This window comes from Lacrimispora indolis DSM 755 (assembly GCF_000526995.1).
Classification (GTDB): domain Bacteria; phylum Bacillota; class Clostridia; order Lachnospirales; family Lachnospiraceae; genus Lacrimispora; species Lacrimispora indolis.
The window spans coordinates 4,453,119-4,477,853 of record NZ_AZUI01000001.1; the positions used below are offsets into that span (position 1 = coordinate 4,453,119).

Consider the following 24,735-nt stretch of genomic DNA (forward strand, 5'->3'; position numbering starts at 1 on the left):
AAGAAAATTAATGCAAAAGATTTACCTATGCAGACAAAAAAGGTTAATATAAAAGATTTCCTTATCAATAATGGAATCATCGTTGTTCTCATCATGCTGGCAATCTTTACCGCAATTAAGCAGCCGACTTTTGGCTCACCTGATAACTTAAAAAACATTGCCTTGAACGTGGCGCCCCGTTTCATCATTGCCTGCGGCGTATCCGGCTGTCTGATTACAAGAGGTACCGACCTTTCTGCCGGACGTATGGTAGGACTTTCGGCCTGTCTTGCTGGTACTTTGCTTCAGAAACCGGGATACAGCGGAAAATTCTTCCCAAATCTTCCTGACTTCGGTATCTGGTGGGTATTCGTTGTACTGTTAATCTGTATCGCCGTCTGCGCAATTTTTGGTCTGATCAACGGTATGGTGGTTTCTTTCCTTCAGGTTCCGGCCTTTATCGGAACTCTGGGCATGCAGCTGATCGTTTACGGCGTATGCCTTGTTTATACCAATGCAACCCCTATCGGAGGTTACCGCGCGGCTTATACGGAGGTGGCAAAGGGCAGGCTTTTTAATGTGATTCCTTACTTATTTTTAATTGCCCTTGCTATTGGGCTTGTGATCTGGTTTGTTTATAACAAGACACCTCACGGCAAATACATGTACGCCATCGGCGGAAACGAGCAGGCAGCAGAGGTGTCCGGCGTTAATACGAAGAAAACAAAAATCATCATTTATGTAACAGCAGCAGCCCTTTATGCATTGGGAGGCTTCCTTGTAGGTGCGAAGTCCGGCGGTTCCTCAGTTAACATGGGAATGGGCTGGGAGCTGGAAGCCATTGCAGCATGTACCATTGGAGGCGTTTCTGTAAACGGCGGTATTGGTAAGGTGTCCGGCGTTCTCATCGGAGTCCTGGTATTTGAAATCTTAAAGACTTGTCTGCAGTACCTGGGCGTTGATACCAACTATCAGTATATTGCACAGGGAATCGTTATTGTAGTTGCGATTGCTCTGGATATCAGAAAATATATTGCAAAGAAGTAGTTTCTTTAAGAAGTGCCCTGCGGCTTTTGGCCGGGGTTTTTGAAAAAAGGAACCGGAGCAAAGGCAGCGGAGGCTTTAGCAAAATTCCGCTCTTGTTCCGGTTCCTTTTCTGTGTGATGGCCATATCCGTTTCTTAAATGGAAAGAAATGAATAGGCGGGCCCCGAGAGTCTGGGAAAAGGTATCCTTTTGGACTCCTGCGGCCCGCTTTATTTATAAGAGCTATGGAAGTCTGCTCAGCCGGCTGTTTTGATATTCTCCTGAAAACGTTACATCTTCCCCGAACCAGGAGGGCGGGATAAAGTTTTCTGCTTCTTCTCTGTCAGGGAATTCCACTTCGGCCAGCATAAGTCCTTGAAAGCGTCCTTCAAAGACATCCAGTTCTATGGTAAGGTGACCGGAGCCTTTCAGAGGAATTAAGTACCGTTTTTTCGTGAGGATGTGGCCGTCCGCTTTTTTGATCAGGTGCTCATAGGATTCCTGGGTCAAAGGAAGATTGTATTCCTCCCGTTCTAAAAGCCCCTTTGATTTGTAGGTAAGGTAGAAGGTATCATCTTCTCTGCGGATGCGGACCACAGGCTCTGTAGAGAGATACCCCTGCTCTATGAAATGATGGGGATAGGCGGTGTAACCGGCCGGCGGCCGGGAAATGAGATATTTGCGTTCTATTTCCATGGGAAAGTCCTCCTGATTCAATGTTTTGCGCTGTCAGATGTAATGCGCTGTCCTATTTTGCCAGTATACCACATGAGAACAAAAAGTAGAAGGCGGGTATCTGCTTGATTCATTAGTATACAAATAAGGCAAAACGTGGTAATATGGGAAAAACAGTGTAATTCAGGAGATCAAGGATATGAAACGGTTAAGTGAAGGGATTTTTTTGTTTTTTCTGATCGTCTGGACCGCTTTCCCTCTTTATGGCTGCGCTCCCCGGGAGGAGATAAAAGAAACCAGTGCCAGGGAAAGCTCGGCATCGGAAGCAGGCACAGAAGGGGTACCTGAGAAAACAGGCCCTAAGATCGGGGTGAGCATATACCGCTATGACGATACGTTCATGAAGCTGTACCGTCTGGAGCTGAAGCAGTATCTGGAAGAAACCTACCATGCGGAGGTAGTCATGCGCAATGCCGGTGGAGACCAGAAAGAGCAGGACAAGCAGGTGGATCAGTTTATTACAGACGGCTGCGACGGGATCATTATAAATCCAGTAGAGATGACGGCTGCAGGAGAGCTTGCAGACGCCTGCAGCAAGGCAGGGATTCCATTGGTTTTTATTAACCGGGAGCCAAAAGAAGAGGAACAGAAACGGTGGCAGGACAAGCACATGGCAGTGTCTTGCATTGGAACAGATTCCAGGCAGGCTGGAACCTATCAGGGAGAAATTATTTTAGAAACGCCTGATAAGGGGGATTTAAACGGTGATGGAGTGGTGTCCTATGCCATGCTGGTGGGGGAGGAAGGCAATGAGGACAGCCGTTACCGGACGGAGTATTCCATTAAAGCCCTGGAAGAAGGAGGGATGAAAACGAAAGAACTGTTTTCCGGCAATGGAAACTGGAACAAGGATGAAGGCAAAAAGCTGGCACAGGAGGCGCTGGCTTCTTACGGAAGCCGGATAGAGGTGATCTTCTGCAACAATGATTCCATGGCAAACGGTGCCCTGGAAGCCGTGGAAGAGGCGGGACGTGTGCCTGGTAAGGATATTTACCTGGTGGGGGTGGATGCCCTTCAGGACACGGTAAAGTATATTAAAGAGGGAAAAATAACCGGCACTGTTTTAAATGATCATGAGGGACAATCCCGGACTGCCGCTGATACTCTGATGAAAATGATTGACGGGGAAGATGTGGACGTACGGTATCTGGTGGATTATATCAAGGTCACTGCAATCAGTACCTTTCATACGCTAAAAGGAGAGGATTAAAATGGGAAAAGTATATGCGTTTTTAGCTGACGGATCAGAGGAAGTGGAGTTATTGGCAGTTGTGGATATTTTAAAAAGGGGAGGCCAGGAGGTGTCCCTTGTTTCCGTCACCGGAAAACGGGATGTAATAAGTGCCCATCAGATAAAGATCCAGGCGGATTTTGAATTCTCGGAAGTAAACTGCAAGGATGCCGATGTTCTGTTTCTGCCCGGCGGAATGCCTGGGACCAGGAATTTGGGGGCCCATACAGGGCTGTTAAATGCGTTAAAGGAAGCCAATAGAGAGAACAGGAGAATAGGGGCCATCTGTGCGGCTCCAAGCATTTTAGGAAATCTTGGAATTTTGGAAGGGAAAAAGGCAACCTGTTTTCCCGGCTTTGAACCAGAGCTAAAGGGAGCCGTGTACACAAAACAGGGGGTTGTTACCGATGGAAATATAACCACCGCCAGGGGACTGGGCTATGCGCTGGATATGGGAATCGAGCTTCTTGCCCTTATGACGGATGAAAAACTTGCCCGCCAGATAAAGGAGGCAATCCAGTACGACCATATTTCTGTTTAATGGGGCAGGTGAGCGTATGAAAAAGAAATGGATATTGCCGGTCATGGCGGCTGCTTTCATCAGCCTGCTTTCCGGCTGTGATAAGAAAAATCCATATGGACTGTCAGAAAAGGATCCGGTCACCATTACCATCTGGCATTATTACAATGGTGTTCAGAAGGAAGAATTTGACCGCCTGGTGCAGGAATTCAATGAAAGCGAAGGACGAGGAACGGGGATCATTGTCAAGGCATTTAACAAGGGAAGTATTGACGAGTTAAGCGCTCTGGTCAATGACAGCATTGAAAAGAAGATCGGATCAGAGCCTCTGCCTGACGTATTTTCCGCCTACGTGGATAAAGTGTACGAAGTGGATCAGATGGGTTTGGCGGCGGATTTAAGCAACTATCTGACTTCTGAGGAATTATCGGAATATGTGGATGCTTACATAGAAGAAGGCAGGTTTGACAGCACAGGGGCCATCAAGGTGTTTCCTATAGCAAAATCCACCGAGATCCTCACTGTGAACAAGACGGACTGGGATAAGTTTGCAGAGGCAACGGGCGTGACGGAGGAAGCACTTTCCACCTGGGAAGGGATCACCCGGGTGGCGGAGATCTATTATAAATGGACGGACAGCCTAACAGAGACGCCGGATGACGGAAAAGCCTTTTTTGGAAGGGATGCCTTTGCCAATTATATGATCATCGGCAGCTTTCAGCTTGGCCATGAGATTTTTAAGGTAAAGGATGGAAAAACCATTCTGGATTTTGACAGGCAGACTATGCGGAAGCTGTGGGATAACTATTATGTTCCCTATGTGAACGGATACTTTGGGTCCTATGGAAAATTCCGGAGTGATGATGTGAAGACAGGCCAGCTGGCGGCATTTGTCGGGGCCACCAGCGGAATTGCTTATTTTCCTACCTCAGTGACACTTGAAGATGGGACCAACTACGCCATAGAAAGCAAGCTCTACCCTTTGCCCAATTTTGAGGGAGCCGTGTCCTGTGCCGTTCAGCAGGGGGCCGGTATGATGGTGTTTAAATCTGAGGAAAAGCGGGAGTATGCGGCAACCCTTTTCTTAAAATGGTTTACCAGTGTGGAACATAACATGGAATTTGCCGTTGGCTCCGGTTATCTTCCGGTTAAGAAAGCGGCCGGGAACCAGGAACTGCTGAAGCCCTTCCTGGCGGAAGCCGGTGAAAACAGCACCGTATCACAGAATCTTTTGATCGGCCTTGATACGGCCAATCAGTACAGGCTTTACACCTCAAAACCTTTTAAAGGAGGCGACCGTGCCAGAGGCGTGCTGAATTCCACAATGGCTTTAAAGGCAAAGGAAGATTACAATGAGGTATGCACTCTCATGGGTCAGGGAGTTAAGAGAGAAAATGCAGTTGCAAATTTTTTGACAGAGGAGAATTTTGATAACTGGTACAGGGATACGATGGGGCAGTTGGAAGCGATTGTCGGAGAATAAGGTTGAAAGAAAAACGCATTCCTTAGGGTACAATTTATGAAAAATAAGAGAAGTGAATCCATTCGCACCCAGCTGCTGGGGCCATTGCTCATCCTTCTGGTCCTGCAGGCGGCGGTCATTGCGGGACTGGTGCTGTTTGGCGGAGTTTCTATTAAATTAAAAAATAATGAAATCCATATATTAAGTGAAAATACGGAAAACACAAAGCTGGGCCTGGAAAAGGAAACCTTTCACCATTGGGTCGTCATGTTTAATAATTCCGATTTCATTACTGCCGGTATCCAGCAGGTGCTGGATGAAGAGAAGCGCCGTTCCGGGGATATTTCTACGGATTATGTGCTGAACAGGAAAATCGTTGATAAGATCATGGAAAAGTCCATAGAAATGCTACATTTGAGCCACGCTACGGGGGTTTTTATGGTCTTAAACGGCCCGGCGGCCAAAAACAGTCCGGTTGAAATGAAAGCGGGCTTTTACGTGAGGAATTCCAACTCAGGAGGATACTTAAAAGATAATTCTTCTCTCCTGATGGAAAGAGGGCTGCCATCCATAGCAGAAAAGTATGATATTCCCTTGGATTCCTTTTGGGAGCTTGGTTTTCAGGAAAGCGAGGACAGCAAAGCCTCCACTTTTTATAAAAAGCCATATCTCATGGCAGTGCAGAATCAGGCGGCACCGGAGGATTTCATGAAATTCGCCTACTTAAGCCCTCCTTTCCGTTTAAGCCCCAGGGATATGCCGGTCATAACCTATTCCATTCCAATTATTCTTGAGGACGGCACCATTGCGGGAGTGTATGGGCTGGAAATGACGTTAAACCAGCTGGAACAGATCCTTGGAGATGACCAGACAAACGGCAGCTTTGAGGAGTGCTGGCTTTTGGGCATCAGGAACAAGGAGACAAGGACCATTGTGCCTGTAGCCTATTCCGGATACCTGTATAACCAGTATTTTAATGAAAGACCAAGGATCAATTATGAGGATAATGAGGAAGAGAACATCAGCCAGCTGAGGTCTTCGGAAGGGACCAGATGGTATGCCAGCATAAGAAGCCTTGATGTCTATGGAAATAACAGTCCCTTTGAAAAAGAAGAGTGGGTATTGGCAGGTATTGCACGCCAAAAGGATCTGCTTTCCTTTTATAATGCCATACGGCGCATGCTTTTGAGCTCCATGGTGGTGCCTCTTATATTCAGCCTGTTAGGAGCGTTTGTCATAGGGAAAATTATGACAGAACCCATCCGCAGACTGGTTGCGGAGTTAAGAGGCAAGTCGGGAAGCAGGGGGCTTTCACTTAAGAGAGTACATATCAGGGAAATCGATGAACTGACGGAAACCATTGAACAATTAAACCAGGATGTGGAGAGGGCATCGTCAAAGATTTCCAGCATTCTGGAGCATGCCAATATCCCCATCGGCGTATTTGAATACGAGGAGGAGGGGGAGCGTGTATTCTGCAGCCGGTCTTTGTTTGAGATGCTGGGCTGGGGTCATTTGGAGGAACCCTACTGTTATATAAAAACGGAAAAATTCAAAAAATACATGGAACGGACCTTTACCGGAATTAAAATAAAAGGGGACCGTATCTTTCAGTGCCTGGAAAGTCCGGAGGGGACCAGGTGGGTAGAATTTATTCTGGATGAATCCAAAAAAGGGACGATTTTAGGTGTGTGCTCGGATGTGACTGCGGACGTAGTAGAGAAGGAAAAACTGGAGAGGGAAAGAAATTATGACCTGCTGACAGATCTCTACAACCGGAGGGCATTCCGGGAGCAGGTGGAGGCTGCAATCAAGAAGCAGAAAAAGAAGTTCTCCGCACTTGTGATGTGGGATCTGGATAATTTAAAATATATTAACGATACGTACGGACACGACGAAGGCGACCGGTACATTGTCTTGTTTGCCGGCTGCTTAAAGATATTTTCAGAAAGAGGAGGAATTGTCGCCAGATATTCAGGAGATGAATTTGTCACCTTTCTGGAAGCGGATGAAAAGGATGAAATCAGGAAAAAAGTCCGGGAATTCATGAAACACATTCAAAAATTCAGCTTAAACACAGAAGAAGGATACCGGTTTCCCATCCGCGTATCAGGAGGGCTTTCCTGGTATCCGGATGATGCCGGGGACTTTGAAACGCTGTTTAATTATGCGGATTTTGCCATGTACATGGTAAAGCACAGCGTAAAGGGTATCGTAAAGGAGTTTGATCTTAAGGAGTATACCCATAATTCCTATATGCTTGCCGGCAGCGAGGAGCTTAACCGGATGCTGGATAAAAAAGAAGTTCGTTTTGCCTTTCAGCCAATTGCATCAAGGGATGGAGAGATATACGGATATGAGCTGCTGATGCGTCCGGATTTTGTAAATATGAAGGGGATCAGCGAGGTCTTAAATCTGGCAAGGGCCCAGGCAAAGCTTCCTCAGATGGAAACGCTCACCTGGTTTGCAGGCCTTAGAGCCGTTATGGCGGAGATAGAGGCCGGCCAGCTGGGACCTGATGAAAAGCTGTTTATAAATTCTATTGCCAGCGTCTGTTTGACGGAAGAAGAGCAGGCCGAGCTGGAAGAAAGCTATGGAGAGCTGCTTCACCGGATCGTCATTGAAATGACGGAAGGAGAACCGGCGAGCCATGATTTCATGGAGCGTAAGATCGATATGGCCAGACAGTGGAAGGGGCAGGTGGCTATTGATGATTTCGGCACAGGGTATAACAGCGAGACTATTCTCCTTCGCATGAGGCCGGACATCATTAAGGTGGATATCAATCTGGTAAAACGGATCCACGAAGATCCCAACCGCCAGATTATTTTAAGGAACCTTTTGGACTATGCAAAACAAAATGACACCAAGGTTCTGGCAGAGGGTGTGGAAACTCCGGAAGAGCTGGAATTTCTCATGGATTGCGGGGTTTCCCTGTTCCAGGGATACTATATTGCCAGGCCGCAAATGGAGATCAGACCTCTTGACCCCTACATTGTGAAACGAATGCAGGAGTTTTCAGGAAAAACCTGATTTAATCGTAAATAGTACTGGAATTTACGGGACGAGTATGTTATAATGCTAAATTGAAGTGTAACGCCCTGTTGATTTGGCGGTTCACATATATTTCAAGGAGGAACCCTTTAATGAGTTTACAAGTAGAAAAATTAGAAAAGAACATGGCAAAATTAACGGTAGAAGTGTCAGCGGAGGAGTTTGATAAGGCTCTTACCGCAGCTTACAATAAGAATAAGGGCAGATTCAACATCCCTGGTTTCAGGAAAGGGAAAGCTCCTCAGGCCATGATTGAGAAGATGTACGGAGCAGGCGTTTTATATGAGGACGCAGTAAATGAGGCTCTTGATGCAACATATGGCGGCGCAGCGGAAGAAAGCGGACTGGATATCGTTTCCAGACCTGAAATTGATATCGTACAGGTAGAGAAGGGGAAGACCCTGATCTATACAGCGACTGTTGCTGTTAAGCCGGAAGTAACCCTGGGCGAGTATAAGGGAATTGAAGTGACTAAGGCATCTGCCGAAGTGACTGAGGAAGATATTGATGCTGAATTAAAGAAAGTTCAGGAGCAGAATTCCAGACTGATCACCGTTGAGGACAGAGCTGTTGAAGATGGCGATCAGACGGTTATCGATTTTGAAGGCTTTGTAGACGGAAAGGCATTTGAAGGCGGTAAGGGTGAGGACTATCCTCTTACCATTGGTTCCCACTCCTTTATCGATACCTTTGAAGAACAGCTGATCGGCAAGAGCATCGGCGAAGAGTGCGAAATCAACGTAACCTTCCCGAATGAATATCATGCAACAGATCTGGCAGGAAAGCCGGCTTTATTTAAGGTGACGGTAAAGGAAATCAAGAGGAAAGAACTTCCTGAGTTAAACGATGAGTTTGCAAGTGAAGTTTCCGAATTTGAGACATTAGAAGAGTACAAGAAAGACATCAGCGAAAAGGTTTCTTTAAACAAAGAGAAAGCAGCGGCAACAGAGAACGAAGACCGTGTGGTAGAAAAGGTCGTTGAAAATTCTGTCATGGACATTCCTGAGCCGATGATCGACAGCCAGGTTAACAACATGGTCAATGATTATGCAAGAAGAATGCAGAGCCAGGGCCTGTCTCTTGACCAGTATATGAAATTTACAGGTATGACACTCCAGTCCTTAAAAGAGCAGATGAAGCCTCAGGCTATTAAGAGAATCCAGACAAGACTGGTACTGGAAGCTGTTGTAAAGGCGGAGAACATCACTGCTTCTGACGAAGCGGTTGAGAAAGAGATCGCCAGCATGGCAGAAGCTTACAAGATGGAGGCCTCTCTGGTAAAAGAATCTCTTGGCGAGAGCGGTATCCAGCAGATGAAGGAAGATCTGGCAGTTCAGGAAGCGGTAGATTTTCTGGTTGCTGAAGCAAAATTAGTTTAAGAAGTTTGACCTGAATAGATTCCTGGCATTTTTGTCCGGAGTCTATTCGGCTTTGATAAGAGATACTTACCGGTATCCCTTTCCGCCCGGCAAAACGGAGCGGATCAAGCCCGGATGACACGGGCGGTTTTAGGAAAGTCAGGAAAGAACAGACAGGAGGAAGACAGATGAGTTTAGTACCTTATGTCATTGAATCAACCAGTAAGGGCGAACGTTCTTACGATATTTATTCCAGACTTCTCAAGGAGAGGATCATTTTCCTTGGGGAAGAGGTGTCTGATGTATCAGCAAGCCTTGTTGTGGCCCAGCTGTTATTTTTAGAGGCAGAAGATCCTAACAAGGATATTAACCTTTATATAAACAGTCCAGGCGGTTCTGTTACAGCAGGCATGGCAATTTATGATACCATGAATTACATTAAATGCGATGTATCCACTGTTTGTATGGGTATGGCAGCCAGCATGGGAGCATTTTTACTGGCAGGCGGAGCAAAGGGAAAACGGTTTGCCCTTCCTAATGCGGAAGTCATGATTCATCAGCCTTCCGGCGGAGCAAAGGGCCAGGCTACCGAAATCCGGATCGTAGCTGAGAATATACTGAAGATAAAGAAACGGTTAAATGAAATCCTTTCCGCAAACACGGGTCAGCCCTATGAGGTAATCGAAAGGGATACTGAGCGTGATAATTATATGAATGCGGAAGAGGCAAAAGCATATGGCTTGATTGATGATATCATCTACAGCCATGACCGATAAGTCTTTGTACCTGGAAAAGCAGGGCGGCTGACGGGAAACATCCTGCGGTAGCCCTTTACGCCCGATGGAGCGGGGTGGGACCTGCCCAGAGGGCGCGGGCAAGAATTAGGAAAGAATGAGGTGTGTATATGCCGGTTAGAACAGACGACAAGATCCGATGCTCTTTTTGCGGAAAGACCCAGGATCAGGTGAAGAAACTCATTGCCGGTTCCAATAATGTCTATATCTGTGACGAATGTATAGATTTGTGTGCAGAGATATTGGAGGAAGAATTCGACAGCCATGAGGAAGAAGGACCTGATTTTGGCGATATTAACCTGATGAAGCCAAAGGAAATCAAGACATTTTTAGATGATTATGTCATTGGTCAGGATAACGCAAAAAAGGTATTGTCTGTAGCAGTCTATAACCACTATAAGAGAATCACTTCCAGAAAAAAGATGGATGTGGATGTGCAAAAGAGCAATATTCTGATGTTGGGTCCTACCGGATCCGGTAAAACCTACCTTGCGCAGACGCTGGCAAAGGTCTTAAATGTACCGTTTGCCATTGCAGATGCCACAGCCCTTACAGAAGCCGGGTACGTGGGCGAGGATGTGGAGAACATCCTTTTAAAGCTCATCCAGGCGGCTGATTACGATATCAGCAGGGCAGAATATGGAATTATCTACATCGATGAAATTGATAAAATAACAAAGAAGTCTGAGAATGTATCCATTACCAGGGATGTTTCCGGTGAAGGTGTACAGCAGGCTCTGTTAAAGATCCTGGAAGGCACGGTTGCCAGCGTTCCGCCTCAGGGAGGAAGAAAGCATCCCCACCAGGAGCTTCTGCAGATCAATACCACCAATATTCTCTTTATCTGCGGCGGTGCCTTTGACGGGTTGGAAAAGATCATTGAACGCCGTTTAAGCGCCGGTTCCATCGGCTTTAATGCAGAAATCGTGGATAAGAACAAGACGGATATTGACGATCTTTTGAAAAAGACCCTTCCTCAGGATCTGGTGAAGTTCGGATTGATCCCGGAGTTTATCGGCCGTGTGCCGATCACCGTGTCCCTGGAACTTCTGGACAGGGAAGCGCTTGTGAAGATTTTAACAGAACCAAAGAATGCCCTGGTTAAACAGTATCAAAAGCTGTTTGAACTGGATGACGTAAAGCTTGAGCTGACCAGAGACGCGGTAGAGCGGATTGCAGAGCTGGCAGTGGAGAGAAAGACCGGTGCCAGAGGCTTGCGTTCCATTATGGAAAGCGTAATGATGGAACTGATGTATGAGATTCCATCTGACAGCAGCATTGGAATCTGTACGATTACCAAGGATGTTGTAGATAAAAAGGGTGAGCCGGAGCTGATCTATCGGGACACGGCAGTCCCCAGAAAATCACTGGCTCAGAAGTTAAGAAAAGATAAGACAGGCGAGATCGCATAGGTCCCTGCATGAGTCGGGAAGGTGTTACAGCGAGAGAATCTGCTGGAACACCTTTTTGAATGCAAAGGAGAGAACACAATGGTGGATAAGATAATCACAATGCCAGTTATCGCCCTGCGTGGCATGACTGTTCTTCCCAAAATGATGCTGCATTTTGACATCAGCCGGACAAAGTCCATTGCGGCTGTGGAGAAGGCAATGGTGGGAGACCAGAAGGTATGTCTGGTTACCCAGAGAAATTCTGAGGAAGCTGATCCTGGAATCGAAGATTTATATCAGGTGGGTACAGTGGCTCTTGTCAAGCAGCTGGTAAAGCTGCCCAATAATGTGATCCGTGTTATGGTGGAAGGCGTAGAGCGGGTGGAACTTCTGGCTCTTGACAACGAGGAACCCATGCTCATAGGAGAAGTGGAAAGAACCCTGGAATCAGATGATTCCCTTGATTACATTGCCATACAGGCCATGATACAGATCATTCAGGAAAAGCTGGAGGAATACGGCAAGGAGAATCCCCGGATTGCAAAGGAGGTACTTCCCAATCTTCTGGTGCTTTCTGACCTTGGCGAGCTTTTAGACCAGATCGCCGTACAGCTTTCCTGGGATTACCGGGTACGCCAGCAGGTGCTTGAAAGCGCTCTTTTAGAGGACCGGTATGCGCTGGTCATGAAGCAGCTCATAACGGAGATCGAAGTAACAAAGGTAAAACGGGAATTACAGTCCCATGTGAAGGAACGAATCGACAAGAACCAGAAGGATTATATCTTAAGAGAGCAGTTAAAGGTGATCCGGGAAGAACTGGGAGAGGACAACCCTCTGTCCGATGCGGATGAATACGTAAAAAGGCTGAAGGTTTTAAAAGCGGATAAAGAGACAAAAGATAAGATCCAGAAGGAAATTGACCGCTTTAAGGCCATGCCTGGAGGAAGCCAGGAGGCAAATGTGGTCCGCATGTATCTTGAAACAGCTCTGGAGCTTCCATGGAAAAAGCTGTCCAAGGATAATAACAGCATTGTCCATGCGGAGGAAATTTTAAATGAGGATCATTATGGTCTTGAAAAGGTAAAGGAACGGATTTTGGAATATCTGGCAGTCCGTGTGCTCACGAAAAAAGGGTCCAGTCCCATAATCTGTCTGGTAGGACCGCCCGGAACAGGAAAGACTTCCATTGCCAGGTCCGTGGCAAAGGCTCTAAACAAGGAGTATGTAAGGATCAGCCTGGGCGGAATCCGGGATGAAGCGGAAATCCGCGGACACAGGAAAACCTATGTGGGAGCCATGCCCGGCAGGATCGTGGAGGCCTTAAGACAGGCCGGAGTCAGCAATCCCCTGATGCTTCTTGATGAGATCGACAAAGTGAGCAGGGATTATAAAGGAGATACCTCTTCAGCTCTTTTAGAGGTGCTGGACAGTGAGCAGAATGTAAAATTCCGGGACCACTATGTAGAGATTCCCATTGATTTATCCAATGTGCTGTTTCTTGCAACAGCCAACACCACGACTACCATACCGGGGCCTCTTTTAGACCGAATGGAAGTAATTGAAGTTAACAGCTATACGGAGAATGAAAAATTTCATATTGCAAAGAATTACTTAGTAAGAAAGCAGCGGGATAAGAATGGGCTTACAGAGAAGCAAGTGTCCATATCCGATGAAGCTCTTGAAAAGATCATTCACCATTATACCAGAGAAGCCGGAGTCAGAAACCTAGAAAGGCGGATCGGGGCTGTTTTCAGAAAAGCTGCAAGAGAATTCCTGGAAGATGAAAAGCGGGCTATAAAAATCACGGAAGACAACTTGGAAAAGTATCTGGGTAAGGAAAAAGTGCTTTTTGAGGATGTGAACGAGGAAGACCAGGTGGGGATCGTAAGAGGGCTTGCATGGACCAGCGTCGGCGGCAACACCCTTCAAATCGAAGTCAATGTTATGCCTGGAAAAGGAACCCTTCAGATGACCGGACAGATGGGCGATGTGATGAAGGAATCCGCCCAGACCGCTTTAAGTTATGTCAGGTCTGTGTGTCCTGAATTTAAGATAAAGAATGATTATTTTGAAAAGCACGATATCCATCTTCACATCCCGGAAGGGGCAGTGCCAAAGGATGGCCCGTCGGCAGGAATCACCATGGCAACGGCCATGCTGTCGGCAGTTACAAACCGGAAAGTAAACGCCAAGGTGGCCATGACAGGGGAGATCACACTCCGCGGCCGTGTTCTGCCCATCGGCGGCCTTAAGGAGAAGATTCTGGCTGCCCGCATGGCTCATGTGGAGAAGGTTCTGGTTCCTGACAGAAACCGCCCGGATATTGCAGAGCTGTCAGAGGAGATCACAGGCGGCCTTGAAATCGTTTATGCGAAAAATATGTCCCAGGTCTTAAAGGAAGCTTTTGTACAGGATTAGAGATGCCCTGCAGGCTTTGCAGACATTTCATTATGCCCAGAAAGCATGGGCAGGAAAGAGGAAACCCCTTACAGGGATACCTTTATGCCCAGAAAGCATGGGCAGGAAAGAGGAAAGCACATGATCATTAAAACTGTAGAGCTGGAGACTGTATGCGGAATCACCAGCAAGCTTCCGGAAAACACAAAGCCGGAGTTTGCTTTTGCAGGCAAGTCCAATGTGGGAAAATCTTCTCTCATCAATGCCCTGATGAACCGCAAGTCCTTTGCCAGAATCTCGTCCCAGCCGGGAAAGACCCAGACAATTAATTTTTATAACATCAACGATGCCTTTTACTATGTGGACCTCCCTGGCTATGGTTATGCCAAGGTAGCGCAGGAAGTAAAAGCAAAATGGGGGAAAATGATAGAAAACTATCTCCACAACTCACCCATGCTCCGGTGTGTGTTTCTGCTTATTGATATCCGCCATGAGCCTTCTGAGAATGATAAGACCATGTATAATTGGATCGTGTACAACGGTTACCAGCCCGTGATCATTGCCACCAAGCTGGACAAGATCAAGCGGAGCCAGATACAGAAATCGGTAAAAATTCTTCGTCAGGGGCTTGGGATCGGAAGCGATGTGACGGTCATTCCCTTTTCCGCTGAAACGAAGCAGGGCAGGGAAGAAATTTGGGAGATGATTTCAGAATCTGTAAATAGTCTTGACAAGGAGTGAAAATCTTTTTATAATGAACCTATTTATTACATAGAGTTCATTATGGTAGGAAGAGGAGAAAACAGTTATGAAAAAGACAATGAGAAAAATCGTATCAACTCTTATGGCAACAGCCCTGGCAGCGTCCTTTCTGACCGCCTGTGGAGGCGGTAATGCCGCAACAGGCACATCTGCGGCAGATGGTAAGGAAACAGGAGATAAAAAGGTGTTAAAGGTTGCCATGGAGTGCAGCTACGCGCCCTACAACTGGACCCAGCCTACAGATGCCAACGGAGCCGTTCCAATTTCCGGCAGCTCTGATTTCGCTTATGGCTATGATGTCATGATGGCTAAGAAGGTTGCGGAAGAACTGGGCTATGGACTGGAGATCGTAAAGCTGGACTGGGATTCCCTTGTTCCTGCAGTTCAGTCCGGAAAGGTTGACTGTGTCATTGCAGGACAGTCCATTACCGCAGAACGTGCCCAGTCCGTTGATTTTACGGATCCTTATTATTACGCAACCATAGTGACCCTGGTAAAAGCAGGAGGCAAGTATGAGAATGCAAAGAGTGTTGCCGATCTTTCCGGTGCGACCTGCACTTCTCAGTTAAATACCATCTGGTATGACAACTGTCTGCCTCAGATTCCCGATGCAGACGTTCAGCCTGCCCAGGAATCCGCACCGGCCATGCTGGTGGCGTTAAGCTCCGGCAGATGCGATCTGGTTGTAACGGACAAGCCTACCGGACAGGCAGCCCTGGTTGCTTATCCTGATTTCAAGCTTCTTGATTTCACCGGAACAGAAGGTGAATTTAAAGTTTCTGATGAAGATGTGAACATCGGCATCTCACTGAAGAAGGGAAATACGGAATTAAAGGATGCCATAAACGGGGTACTTTCTAAAATGAACGAGGATGACTTTAACAAGATGATGGAAGAAGCTATTTCCGTACAGCCATTATCAAATTAATCCAGGTTAGATATTCTGCAGCAGGCTGCAGGTGAGGGGAGCTGTCCCCTTGGGCACTGGCCGGTTTCAGAAATGTAAGTATTCCTTTGCCTGGCTTTGCTTGAAGGAATAAAGAATAGAATCAGGGCTTGCAGGCACGGAACAAGAACGTTCTTATTTCGTGCCGTTTGTTCTGTTTAAACGAAGTTACGAAAAGGAGAAGGTAGTATATGTCTTTGCCATCAGATTTTTTTGGAAGAATTGTGTTTATACTGCAACATTATGGCCCTTCCTTTTTAAACGGGGCTGGAAAAACAATGGCAATTGCCATTGTCGGCACATTCATCGGCTGTATCATCGGTTTTGCCGTAGGAATTATCCAGACGATTCCGGTACAGAAAAGTGATAATCCGGTAAAAAAGTTTTTATTAAAGTTAGTGAAAATCATCTTGAATATCTATGTAGAGGTATTCCGCGGAACACCTATGATGGTTCAGGCCATGTTTATATTCTACGGCTCTTCCGTACTGTTTGGCATTAACATGTCCATTGTTTTTGCTGCCTATTTCATTGTATCCATTAATACAGGCGCTTATATGGCTGAGACTGTGAGGGGAGGAATCCTTTCCATTGACCCGGGCCAGACCGAAGGAGCCAAGGCCATCGGCATGACCCATTTTCAGACCATGGTCAATGTCATAATGCCTCAGGCCCTGCGCAATATCATGCCTCAGATCGGCAATAACCTGATCATCAACATTAAAGATACCTGCGTGCTTTCCGTCATTGGAGTGGTGGAATTGTTCTATGCCACAAAAGGCGTTGCGGGCGCGTATTATACTTACTTTGAAGCATTCGGCATTACCATGATCATTTATTTTATCCTGACCTTTACCTGCTCCAGAATCCTGCGTTACTGGGAGAAGAAGATGGATGGTCCGGACAGCTACGATTTGGCGACCACGGATACCCTGGCTTATACCAGCGGAATGGTAAAATTTCCAGATCCCAAAGAGAAGGAGGATAAATAAATGACAGGCCAAAAAGTATTAGAGATTCATCATTTAAGCAAGACCTTTGGGACAAATGTGGTGCTGCGGGACATTGACTTTTCTGTCAATGCAGGAGATGTGACCTGCATCATCGGAGCCTCCGGTTCCGGAAAGTCAACGCTGCTACGCTGCATCAACCTGCTGGAGACTCCCACTACCGGTGAGATCCTGTATCATGATGTGGACATTACGGACCGGAAGATGAATGTCCCCTCATACCGTACCAAGGTGGGCATGGTATTCCAGAGCTTTAATTTGTTTAATAACATGACTGTTTTGGAAAATTGCCTGGTAGGACAGGTGAAGGTTCTTAAAAAGGATAAGGAAGAGGCTAAAAAGAAAGCCATGATGTTTTTGGAGAAAGTAGGCATGGCTCCTTACATCAATGCAAAGCCAAGGCAGCTTTCCGGCGGGCAGAAGCAGAGAGTGGCCATTGCAAGGGCCCTGGCCATGGAGCCGGAAATCCTGCTGTTTGATGAGCCGACCTCTGCTCTGGATCCTCAGATGGTAGGAGAGGTTCTGGCGGTTATGAGGACTCTGGCCAAGGAAGGTCTTACCATGATCATCGTGACCCATGAAATGGCATTTGCCAGGGATGTGTCCAGCCGTGTGGTTTATATGGCAGGCGGCGTCATCGAAGAGGAAGGTGCGCCGGCTGATATATTCGGCAACCCAAAGAAGAATTCAACAAAGGAATTTTTAAACAGGTTCATGCAGGGATAATAAAAGCTGATTCAGTGGGTTCACTGGATCAGCTTTTTATTTACGATTATAAGATGTCACATGCCTCACAGGGAGACAATGCCAATATTTTTTCATCAATACGGCGAACAACGCCGTGAGTATATGCCGTAAAGTATTTTGACCAGAAGCCATATGCTGCTGGATTGATGCTTTCAAAGTCTACTCCAAGGTGGGTGTAACCCTCTGCTTTTAATATCTTAATAACATGATTCAGAAGATTTTGATATACTCCTTTTCCCCGGTGTTCTTTCAGACAAAAAGCACCGGTGATATGAAGGTAGTTTGGATTTTCCGAAATAAAAGTCTCTCCGCTTTCCGATATCTTTAAATAAGCGCATGTTTCGTCCCCATATTGAGCCACAAAACATCGTTCATGATCCCTGACGCATGTTTCGCAAAATATTTCCCGTGCATCAGGTTTGCGGTTCATAAAAAAGGGACTATTGATATAGTGTTCATGCATCATGATTTCCAATGAATATGCGGTCGGATACTCACTGGCTTCAAGTTCTGAAAAATTGTATTCTTCACAGGGGGCGCAGTGAAATGGCTCCATAGGGCGAATGGAATCGACACAGCGCAGACCAAAACCATATTTGAAAAATTGATGCTGTGCAATTTCGTCATGTGCATATAAGCATATACCATGGCTGACAGCACCTGCTCTTACCCACTTGCGGGCAGCTTCCTGATACATGGCAGCGTAAATCTTTGCTTTGTTTTCCCGTGTTGTCCCATTGGCCCCCATGGGTGAAAACACGCCCTTGGCATCGGTAGAACAAAATGCATTGTCAAAGGGAGCGGTGCTGCAGAGAAATCCTACCATCTTCCCATTTTCAAACGCTGCAACACCCAGACCATTATCGGCAAAATAAGTCAAATCAGGAAATTGATCTGCATTTGGCAATGCCGGTACCAAAGAGCATTCTTCTTCGTAGCAGGCAAGTGCAAGTTCGCTCGCCTTTATGATATGTTCACGGGTAAAATCAAGGATAACCATTTTTTATTATTCCTCTTTTCTGGCTTGTAAGAATGCATTGACTGCCCGGAATCGCGATGGATGTAAATTAAGAATCCTCGGAAACCTTTTGCAGATGCAAAATCTCCACCTCAGCCGGAACTGCATGGATAGAAACCGGTTCACCCGTTCTTTCAGGCGCACTGGAAGGTACCGGCTTGGCAAAAAGGTTCCGCAGCTTGATCCGGATAAAGGTTTCTGCCGTTTTGACGGAAAGCACAAGGATAAGAACAGGAAGGATGACGGTTAAAATCAGCTTTGCCTTAAAATAGAACTTCTTTTTCTTAAATTTCTTCAGTTGAAACCGATATTGCTGGCTTATTTCCGAAAACAATGGTTTTTTTGTCTGAATTTTATTCAAGATGAATCCCCCTTTTGTTTACTGTTGGATGAAAAATTAAGAACCGCTCATCAGCGCTTTCATGGCAAATGCATAAATTTCCTGGCTTTTTGATTTCCAGTGGTCACACATAATTTCTGCCTGATCTTTGTCGGGAACAGACAGTTCCAGGTTGATCAGGCAGTTTTTTCCCTCCCGGACCTGGCAGTGGACGATGTAGTCATGGCTGGTGGATTTATAGAAATCAGCGGTTACTCCGACTTCATTGCGGAGCCGGAACTTGTTTTCCTTTAAATATTCATCCATGTCATTGATGATGGCAGGGGAAATTTTGTTACCGAAAAAGGAAAGGGTTTCCTCCCCTTCCCTGGTAATCTCGTACCGGCTGCTGTTATGGTTGGTTTCCACAAGAAGAAGTCTGGCCTCCAGCAGTTCATTTAATGCCTGGTTGAGCGTAAAATATGTGGTATATTCATGCTCCAGAAAAAAGTTTGACAGCTGTGCGCTTGTCAGGGGGAAATTAACCTGTTTAAGCATGTATAAAATCATCAGTTTGTACAGGGTCATGGGTTCCGACAGCATAGTTACCTCTTTCCTGCCCATGCTTTTTGGGCATACAGGTATCCCTGTAAGGGGCTACCTCTTTCCTGCCCATGCTTTTTGGGCATACAGGTATCCCTTAAGGGGCTACCTTTCCTGCCGTGCTGTTTGGGCATACAGGCGTCCCTAAGGGATTACCTCTTTCTTGTCCGCGCTGCTTGGGCATGCAGGCCTCCCTGTAAGGGGTCACCTCTTTCCAGGATATCCCCGCAGGGGTTTATCTCCAGTAATGCGCTGGCTGCGCCGTAAAATCAGGGGTGGTGAAAGCAGATTTCAACCGGATCTTTTATGTTTTCTACTGCCGGATATTACTTTTGACTGCCAGGCTTACAGCAGCAGCAACGCGGGGATCAAAGGCTTCCGGCAGGATATTATTTTCGTTCAGTTCCAAAGGCGCTACAAGGTCAGCGATGGCGGCTGCAGCAGCAAGCTTCATTTCTTCCGTGATGGAGGCAGCCCGGCCTTCCAATGCGCCTTTGAAGATTCCAGGGAACACTACCACATTATTGACCTGGTTGGGGAAATCCGATCTTCCGGTTCCAACCACCTTTGCTCCGGCGGCTTTTGCAAGATCAGGCATAATTTCCGGAACCGGGTTTGCCATGGCAAACAGGATGGCATCGGGATTCATGGAAGCGACCATTTCTTCTGTAACAATTCCCGGAGCAGATACTCCTACAAAAATATCGGTGCCTTTCATGGCGTCTGCCAGAGAACCTTGTTTTCCTTCCAGATTTGTCACATCCATCATTTTCTCCTGCATCCAGTTTAGCCCTTCCATGCCCTTTGCCAGGATTCCCGCACGGTCGCACATGGTGATGTGGGGGAATCCATAGGTAAGAAGGAGCTTTGTAATGGCGATCCCGGCGGAGCCTGCACCATTTACAACTACCTTGCATTCCTCTTTTGTCTTTCCGGTCACCTTTAAGGCGTTTATGATCCCGGCAAGAACCACAATCGCCGTTCCATGCTGATCGTCGTGGAATACGGGGATGTCAAGAAGCTCTTTTAACCGTTCTTCGATCTCAAAACAGCGGGGAGCAGAGATGTCCTCTAAATTGATCCCGCCAAAAGCCGGAGCGATATTTACCACAGTCTTAATAATTTCTTCCGTGTCCTGGGTATCCAGACAGATGGGGATGGCGTTGATTCCTCCGAACTCCTTAAACAGCACCGCTTTCCCCTCCATAACCGGCATGGCGGCCAACGGTCCGATGTTGCCAAGCCCAAGAACAGCGCTGCCATCTGATACCACGGCAATGGTGTTGGATTTGATCGTATATTGATAGGCGGCCTCCGGATTTTCAGCAATAACCTTACAAGGTTCCGCTACGCCCGGGGTGTAAGCAAGGGCTAAATCCTCCCTGCTTTTTACCTTTGCTTTGGAAGTGATTTCCAGCTTTCCCTTCCATTCTTCATGCAGCAATAAAGCTTTTTCGTTGGTTGTCATGATCGTTTGTCCTTTTTTTCACAGTTTTATTTTATCATACCAATTTTAGGGTTTTAAATCAATAGAAATTATGTTAGAATATAACTTATCCGAACTTGCAAGGCAAGTGAGGATAAAAGGGCTGTTTTCAGCCCGTCCATCCGATTATGAAAACATCTTTTGTTTTCATAATATAACTTATCCGAACTTGCAGCGCAAGTGGGGATAAAAGGGGCGTTCTTTGCCCCGTCCATCCGATTATGAAAACAGTCTTTTTGTTTTTATATATAGAGTAATTGAATTCAAACAAGCTAATAAGATAAGGATGTTAAAGATACAGGTGGTACTATGAGAGAACGGATCAACAGGCTGGCAAAGGGCATCATTGATTCAGAGATTCCAAAGATTAAGGTTACACCAGGGGAAATTGATGATGTGGTGCGTTCAGGCGGGGCTACCAGGCGGGAGCTTGTCGTCACCAGTGAGAATAATCTGCATATAAAAGGACTTGCATATTCGTCTAACTTCCGTGTCAAACTCATAAGCGGAGCGTTTGGCGGAACATATAACCATCTGGTCTATGAGATAAACAGCAGTTTTCTGGAAGATGGAGATGTGATTAAGGGCTCTTTTTATCTGGTTACCAATGGCGGCGAGAGAGAAGTCCCTTATTCTTTTTGTGTGGAACTGAGTACGTCAGGAAAAGCACTGAGCGATTTAAAGACAGCAGAGGATTTTGCAGAAACAGCAAAAAAAGATATGGACACGGCACTTCGTTTGTTCGAGTACCGGGATTTTGCCACGGCTACCTTTATGCAGGACCTTCGTGTAAGGGCAATTTACGACGGGTTAAAGGGACGGCCTGACAGAAGAAAGGAACTGGAAGAGTTTCTGACCGCTTTAAAGGTGAAAAAACCGGTCCAGCTATGGGCGGAAACCCAGGAACGGAGATTTGGAGAGTTGGAAGAGGTTGTAACGGACTGGGTGGTCATAACACGCAGTGACTGGGGGTATGTGAACCTGGAAGTTACAACGGACTGTGATTTTATAGAGCTGCCCAAGAAAAATCTTGGGGAACAGGATTTTGAAGAAGAGGAATGCAGGGTGCCGTTCCTGGTTCATCCGGAGCGCATGCACCAGGGAGAGAACTCCGGAAGGATTTTGATAACCGGGATCGAGGACCGTTTTGTCATCCCCGTAACGGCGGTCAATAATCCGGGCGGCGGCATACCTGCGGAAGACGCTTTTGCAAAGGAAGCCTTTGGCCGGTTTCTTAAGCTTCGCCTGGAAGAAGAGTACGGGCAAAAGGATTTGAATATTTTATATGATGAGATGGGAAGGGCCCTTGATGAGATCGAATTGATGAAGGGTGAAAGCGGCCTTCTTAAGCTGTTCCGGGCTGAAATATTTCTTGGACAGGGAAATCCTTCCAAGGCTGCCCTGCTCCTTGATGAGTGCAGGGATGAAATCCTAAAGGACCGCCAGGAAAAAAGGGAGCTTTACTGCTATTACCAGTTCCTTCGCTTAAAAGTGCAGCCGGACGAATATCAGAAAGAATCCTTAATCCGTCTCATGAAAAAATATCTGGAAGAAGACAGACGGCTTTTCTGGCTTTTTTTGCTGCTCATAAAACTGGATGACAGACTGTTTGAAAATTTGCCGGCCCTGCTTTCCATGATGAAAAAACAGTTTCATATGGGCGTCAGAAGCCCGTTTTTCTATGTCTGGGGCTGCAGGGTGTTAAACCATGGGCCGGAGGTCATGAGAACCATGGGGGCCATGGAGCTTCAGATCCTTTATCACTGTGCAGGCAAGGGGCTTGTGGATAAAAAGCTGGCTGTTGCCGTATCCAGGCTTACCCTGGCAGCAAAACATTTTAACCGGCTCCATTACCGGATGCTGGTTAAGCTATACGAAGAACACCCAATAAAAGAAGTGCTTGAGGCGATCTGCGCCTTGTTGATCAAAGGGGAATGCCGCATGGCGGAAGCCTTTTCCTGGTACGAAAAGGGGATAAAGGCCGGGATCAGCCTGACGCGGCTGTATGAATATTATCTGTACGCTTTGCCGGGAAATTACTGCTACCTACTTCCAAAGGAAGTGCTCCTTTATTTTTCCTATGGAGGAAATGAGCTGGATCTCCACAGTAGGGCAGTCCTTTATAAGAATGTTCTGGTCTATTTAGAGCCAGGGGACCCTCTTTACCAGGCCTATGAACGTACCATTGAAAAGTTTGCCACGGAGCAGCTGTTTGAATCACGGATCGACAAGCAGCTGGCCGGGATCTATGAGCGGATGATACTAAAGGATGTGATCGACCTTCCCATGGCAATGGTGCTGCCCTCCATTCTCCGGTCTTACCGGGTGGAATGCAGCAATAAAAAGATGAAGTATGTCATTGTATGCTATGAGGAGATGACAGAGGAGGATGCCTTTCTTCTTAATGACGGCGTTGCTTATGTACCGCTGTTTTCGGAACACAGCATATTGCTTTTCCAGGATGCATTTGGCAACCGGTATGCAGGTATTTCGTATAAAAAAGAGCCGGTCATGGACCGTCCGGAACTGGAAGAACGCTGTTTTGAAGTATATCCGGAGCATTCCATGCTCCGGCTCCGGGCATGTGAACGGATTCTGGCAGACGGAGTCTCTTCTGTGGAAGAAGTGAAGATTTTAGAAGGCACGTTAGAAGATAAAAAACTGCGCCCTCTTTATCAGAAGCTCCTTCTTTCCAGGGTCATTGAATTCTACCAGGAGCAGGCAGCTTCCCGGGAAGAAGGAGGAGAAGGGGCCGGATACCTGCTTAAGCTGGACAAAAAGGTCCTTACAAAGCAGGAGCGGATAAGCGTCTGCAACACCCTTATCCATAATGATTATATGGAAGAGGCATTTTTGATGATCCGGGAATTCGGCAGTGAAGGCCTTGAGACAAAACGGCTATATGAACTGTGTTCGAAAATGATACTTAAGAATTTATTTGATGAGGATCCCTTGCTTTTGCATCTGGCTTACGATGTTTTCAGGGAAGGAAAGAGTGACGGAGTGATCCTTGATTATTTATGCGAGCATTTTAACGGTCTCACGGATCAGATGTATCGCGTGCTTATGAAGGGAGTTTCCGAACATGTGGAAACATATGATCTGGAAGAGCGCCTGACGGCCCAGATGATGTTTTCCGGCTGCAGCTTAAAGCTGGATAAAGTGTTTGGCCTTTACCGGAGCCGTAAGGAAACCAGCGACATGATCGTAAAGGCTTACTTTACCATCAAATGTACGGAGTATTTTATGGAGGATAAGGAGCCGGAGGAAAAGATTTTTGCCTACCTGGAAGGAACGGTCAAAGCCGCTTCTTTAAAAGGCCGGCTTCCGACCATTTATCTGCTTGCCATAACAAAATATTATTCCCGGCTTCCTGCTCTTGACGAGGAGCAGCAAAAGCTGTGCCGGAATACGGTTTCCTTCCTTCTGGAAGAGGGCTTTGTATTCCCATATTTTAAGGCTCTTGCGACATATGTCCCCATGTCTGAGGATATTATGGACAAGGCCATGATCCAGTACTGCACAGACCGTGATTCCAAAGTGGAGCTTCAGGTGAGGATACTTCCTGATGAAGAGGAATTTCACAGCGAAGATATTTCCCGGATGTACCAGGGGGTTTTTGTCAAGCAGAAGATATTGTTTGAAGGCGAGATCATGGAGTACCAGGTGAGAGAACTGACCGGGGAAACGTGGGTCGTGAAAAAAGAGGGCAGTGTCAGCTGCGAGACCGGGACCTCCCGGGAGACTTCGGACAGCAGGTTTGCCTGCTTAAATGAAATGGGCCTTTCCTTAAGCTTAAAGGATGAAAACGGGCTTAAAAAACGGATGCAGGAGTATTTAAAAAAGAATGCTGCTGCAGAAGAATTATTTCCACTGATGTAAGATAAGGGGGCTGTCA

19 protein-coding genes are annotated in these 24,735 nt (G+C 46.6%); 14 read left to right on the plus strand and 5 right to left on the minus strand.

The window, feature by feature from the left end:
• Positions 1-27 precede the first annotated feature (27 nt).
• A complete protein-coding gene (locus tag K401_RS0121400; protein WP_024294874.1) occupies positions 28-1,026 on the plus strand; it encodes a galactose/methyl galactoside ABC transporter permease MglC in 999 nt (332 codons plus the stop codon).
• 221 nt (positions 1,027-1,247) lie between these two features.
• On the opposite strand, the gene K401_RS0121410 is transcribed toward K401_RS0121400, so the two are convergent.
• Positions 1,248-1,700 (minus strand): CYTH domain-containing protein, encoded by a 453-nt coding sequence (locus K401_RS0121410; protein WP_024294875.1) that lies wholly within the window; start codon positions 1,698-1,700, stop codon positions 1,248-1,250.
• 178 nt (positions 1,701-1,878) lie between these two features.
• On the opposite strand from K401_RS0121410, the gene K401_RS0121415 reads away from it, so the two are divergent.
• The 12 genes from K401_RS0121415 to K401_RS0121475 all read left to right on the plus strand — a co-directional run bounded on the left by K401_RS0121415 (position 1,879) and on the right by K401_RS0121475 (position 17,390).
• Positions 1,879-2,949 (plus strand): galactose ABC transporter substrate-binding protein, encoded by a 1,071-nt coding sequence (locus K401_RS0121415; RefSeq protein ID WP_027352361.1) that lies wholly within the window; start codon positions 1,879-1,881, stop codon positions 2,947-2,949.
• A gap of 1 nt (position 2,950) precedes the next feature.
• Entirely contained in the window at positions 2,951-3,511 is a 561-nt protein-coding gene (locus K401_RS0121420) for a DJ-1 family glyoxalase III (protein ID WP_024294877.1), read from the plus strand.
• Between the two features lie 16 nt (positions 3,512-3,527).
• A complete protein-coding gene (locus K401_RS0121425; RefSeq protein ID WP_024294878.1) occupies positions 3,528-4,973 on the plus strand; it encodes an extracellular solute-binding protein in 1,446 nt (481 codons plus the stop codon).
• Positions 4,974-5,009: 36 nt separating this feature from the next.
• The gene (locus tag K401_RS0121430; protein WP_024294879.1) at positions 5,010-7,985 is read left to right on the plus strand and encodes a bifunctional diguanylate cyclase/phosphodiesterase; all 2,976 of its coding nucleotides are present in this window, start codon (positions 5,010-5,012) and stop codon (positions 7,983-7,985) included.
• Between the two features lie 113 nt (positions 7,986-8,098).
• The gene (gene tig, locus K401_RS0121435) at positions 8,099-9,385 is read left to right on the plus strand and encodes a trigger factor (protein ID WP_024294880.1); all 1,287 of its coding nucleotides are present in this window, start codon (positions 8,099-8,101) and stop codon (positions 9,383-9,385) included.
• Between the two features lie 167 nt (positions 9,386-9,552).
• On the plus strand, positions 9,553-10,140 hold the full coding sequence (gene clpP, locus K401_RS0121440) for an ATP-dependent Clp endopeptidase proteolytic subunit ClpP (protein ID WP_013273024.1): 588 nt from the start codon (positions 9,553-9,555) through the stop codon (positions 10,138-10,140).
• A 128-nt stretch (positions 10,141-10,268) separates the two neighbouring features.
• Positions 10,269-11,570, plus strand: coding sequence for an ATP-dependent Clp protease ATP-binding subunit ClpX (clpX, locus tag K401_RS0121445; protein WP_024294881.1), 1,302 nt, complete (start codon positions 10,269-10,271; stop codon positions 11,568-11,570).
• A 78-nt stretch (positions 11,571-11,648) separates the two neighbouring features.
• Positions 11,649-13,967 (plus strand): endopeptidase La, encoded by a 2,319-nt coding sequence (gene lon / locus K401_RS0121450; RefSeq protein WP_024294882.1) that lies wholly within the window; start codon positions 11,649-11,651, stop codon positions 13,965-13,967.
• Positions 13,968-14,087: 120 nt separating this feature from the next.
• The gene (gene yihA, locus K401_RS0121460; protein ID WP_024294883.1) at positions 14,088-14,687 is read left to right on the plus strand and encodes a ribosome biogenesis GTP-binding protein YihA/YsxC; all 600 of its coding nucleotides are present in this window, start codon (positions 14,088-14,090) and stop codon (positions 14,685-14,687) included.
• Between the two features lie 67 nt (positions 14,688-14,754).
• Positions 14,755-15,636, plus strand: coding sequence for a transporter substrate-binding domain-containing protein (locus K401_RS0121465; protein ID WP_024294884.1), 882 nt, complete (start codon positions 14,755-14,757; stop codon positions 15,634-15,636).
• A gap of 215 nt (positions 15,637-15,851) precedes the next feature.
• Positions 15,852-16,646 (plus strand): amino acid ABC transporter permease, encoded by a 795-nt coding sequence (locus tag K401_RS0121470; RefSeq protein WP_024294885.1) that lies wholly within the window; start codon positions 15,852-15,854, stop codon positions 16,644-16,646.
• Positions 16,647-17,390, plus strand: coding sequence for an amino acid ABC transporter ATP-binding protein (locus K401_RS0121475; RefSeq protein ID WP_024294886.1), 744 nt, complete (start codon positions 16,647-16,649; stop codon positions 17,388-17,390).
• 46 nt (positions 17,391-17,436) lie between these two features.
• On the opposite strand, the gene K401_RS0121480 is transcribed toward K401_RS0121475, so the two are convergent.
• From K401_RS0121480 to K401_RS0121495, 4 genes are all read right to left on the minus strand, one after another.
• Positions 17,437-18,411, minus strand: coding sequence for a GNAT family N-acetyltransferase (locus tag K401_RS0121480; RefSeq protein ID WP_024294887.1), 975 nt, complete (start codon positions 18,409-18,411; stop codon positions 17,437-17,439).
• Between the two features lie 67 nt (positions 18,412-18,478).
• Positions 18,479-18,790, minus strand: coding sequence for a hypothetical protein (locus K401_RS0121485; RefSeq protein ID WP_024294888.1), 312 nt, complete (start codon positions 18,788-18,790; stop codon positions 18,479-18,481).
• Positions 18,791-18,826: 36 nt separating this feature from the next.
• On the minus strand, positions 18,827-19,351 hold the full coding sequence (locus K401_RS0121490) for a DUF4364 family protein (protein ID WP_024294889.1): 525 nt from the start codon (positions 19,349-19,351) through the stop codon (positions 18,827-18,829).
• Positions 19,352-19,664: 313 nt separating this feature from the next.
• On the minus strand, positions 19,665-20,819 hold the full coding sequence (locus K401_RS0121495) for an NAD(P)-dependent malic enzyme (RefSeq protein WP_024294890.1): 1,155 nt from the start codon (positions 20,817-20,819) through the stop codon (positions 19,665-19,667).
• Between the two features lie 327 nt (positions 20,820-21,146).
• Between K401_RS0121495 and K401_RS0121500 the strand changes: the two genes are divergently transcribed.
• On the plus strand, positions 21,147-24,719 hold the full coding sequence (locus K401_RS0121500; protein ID WP_024294891.1) for a DUF5717 family protein: 3,573 nt from the start codon (positions 21,147-21,149) through the stop codon (positions 24,717-24,719).
• Positions 24,720-24,735: the final 16 nt, after the last annotated feature.

Bases quoted from the DNA above. Each gene is read 5' to 3' on its own strand.
- K401_RS0121400 (WP_024294874.1), top strand. From the start codon at position 28: ATGCAGACAAAAAAGGTTAATATAAAAGATTTCCTTATCAATAATGGA.
- K401_RS0121420 (WP_024294877.1), top strand. From the start codon at position 2,951: ATGGGAAAAGTATATGCGTTTTTAGCTGACGGATCAGAGGAAGTGGAG.
- clpX (WP_024294881.1), top strand. From the start codon at position 10,269: ATGCCGGTTAGAACAGACGACAAGATCCGATGCTCTTTTTGCGGAAAG.
- K401_RS0121490 (WP_024294889.1), bottom strand. From the start codon at position 19,351: ATGCTGTCGGAACCCATGACCCTGTACAAACTGATGATTTTATACATG.
- K401_RS0121410 (WP_024294875.1), bottom strand. From the start codon at position 1,700: ATGGAAATAGAACGCAAATATCTCATTTCCCGGCCGCCGGCCGGTTAC.
- tig (WP_024294880.1), top strand. From the start codon at position 8,099: ATGAGTTTACAAGTAGAAAAATTAGAAAAGAACATGGCAAAATTAACG.
- K401_RS0121425 (WP_024294878.1), top strand. From the start codon at position 3,528: ATGAAAAAGAAATGGATATTGCCGGTCATGGCGGCTGCTTTCATCAGC.
- clpP (WP_013273024.1), top strand. From the start codon at position 9,553: ATGAGTTTAGTACCTTATGTCATTGAATCAACCAGTAAGGGCGAACGT.
- yihA (WP_024294883.1), top strand. From the start codon at position 14,088: ATGATCATTAAAACTGTAGAGCTGGAGACTGTATGCGGAATCACCAGC.
- K401_RS0121430 (WP_024294879.1), top strand. From the start codon at position 5,010: ATGAAAAATAAGAGAAGTGAATCCATTCGCACCCAGCTGCTGGGGCCA.
- K401_RS0121465 (WP_024294884.1), top strand. From the start codon at position 14,755: ATGAAAAAGACAATGAGAAAAATCGTATCAACTCTTATGGCAACAGCC.
- K401_RS0121475 (WP_024294886.1), top strand. From the start codon at position 16,647: ATGACAGGCCAAAAAGTATTAGAGATTCATCATTTAAGCAAGACCTTT.
- K401_RS0121480 (WP_024294887.1), bottom strand. From the start codon at position 18,411: ATGGTTATCCTTGATTTTACCCGTGAACATATCATAAAGGCGAGCGAA.
- K401_RS0121495 (WP_024294890.1), bottom strand. From the start codon at position 20,819: ATGACAACCAACGAAAAAGCTTTATTGCTGCATGAAGAATGGAAGGGA.
- K401_RS0121500 (WP_024294891.1), top strand. From the start codon at position 21,147: ATGAGAGAACGGATCAACAGGCTGGCAAAGGGCATCATTGATTCAGAG.
- K401_RS0121415 (WP_027352361.1), top strand. From the start codon at position 1,879: ATGAAACGGTTAAGTGAAGGGATTTTTTTGTTTTTTCTGATCGTCTGG.
- lon (WP_024294882.1), top strand. From the start codon at position 11,649: ATGGTGGATAAGATAATCACAATGCCAGTTATCGCCCTGCGTGGCATG.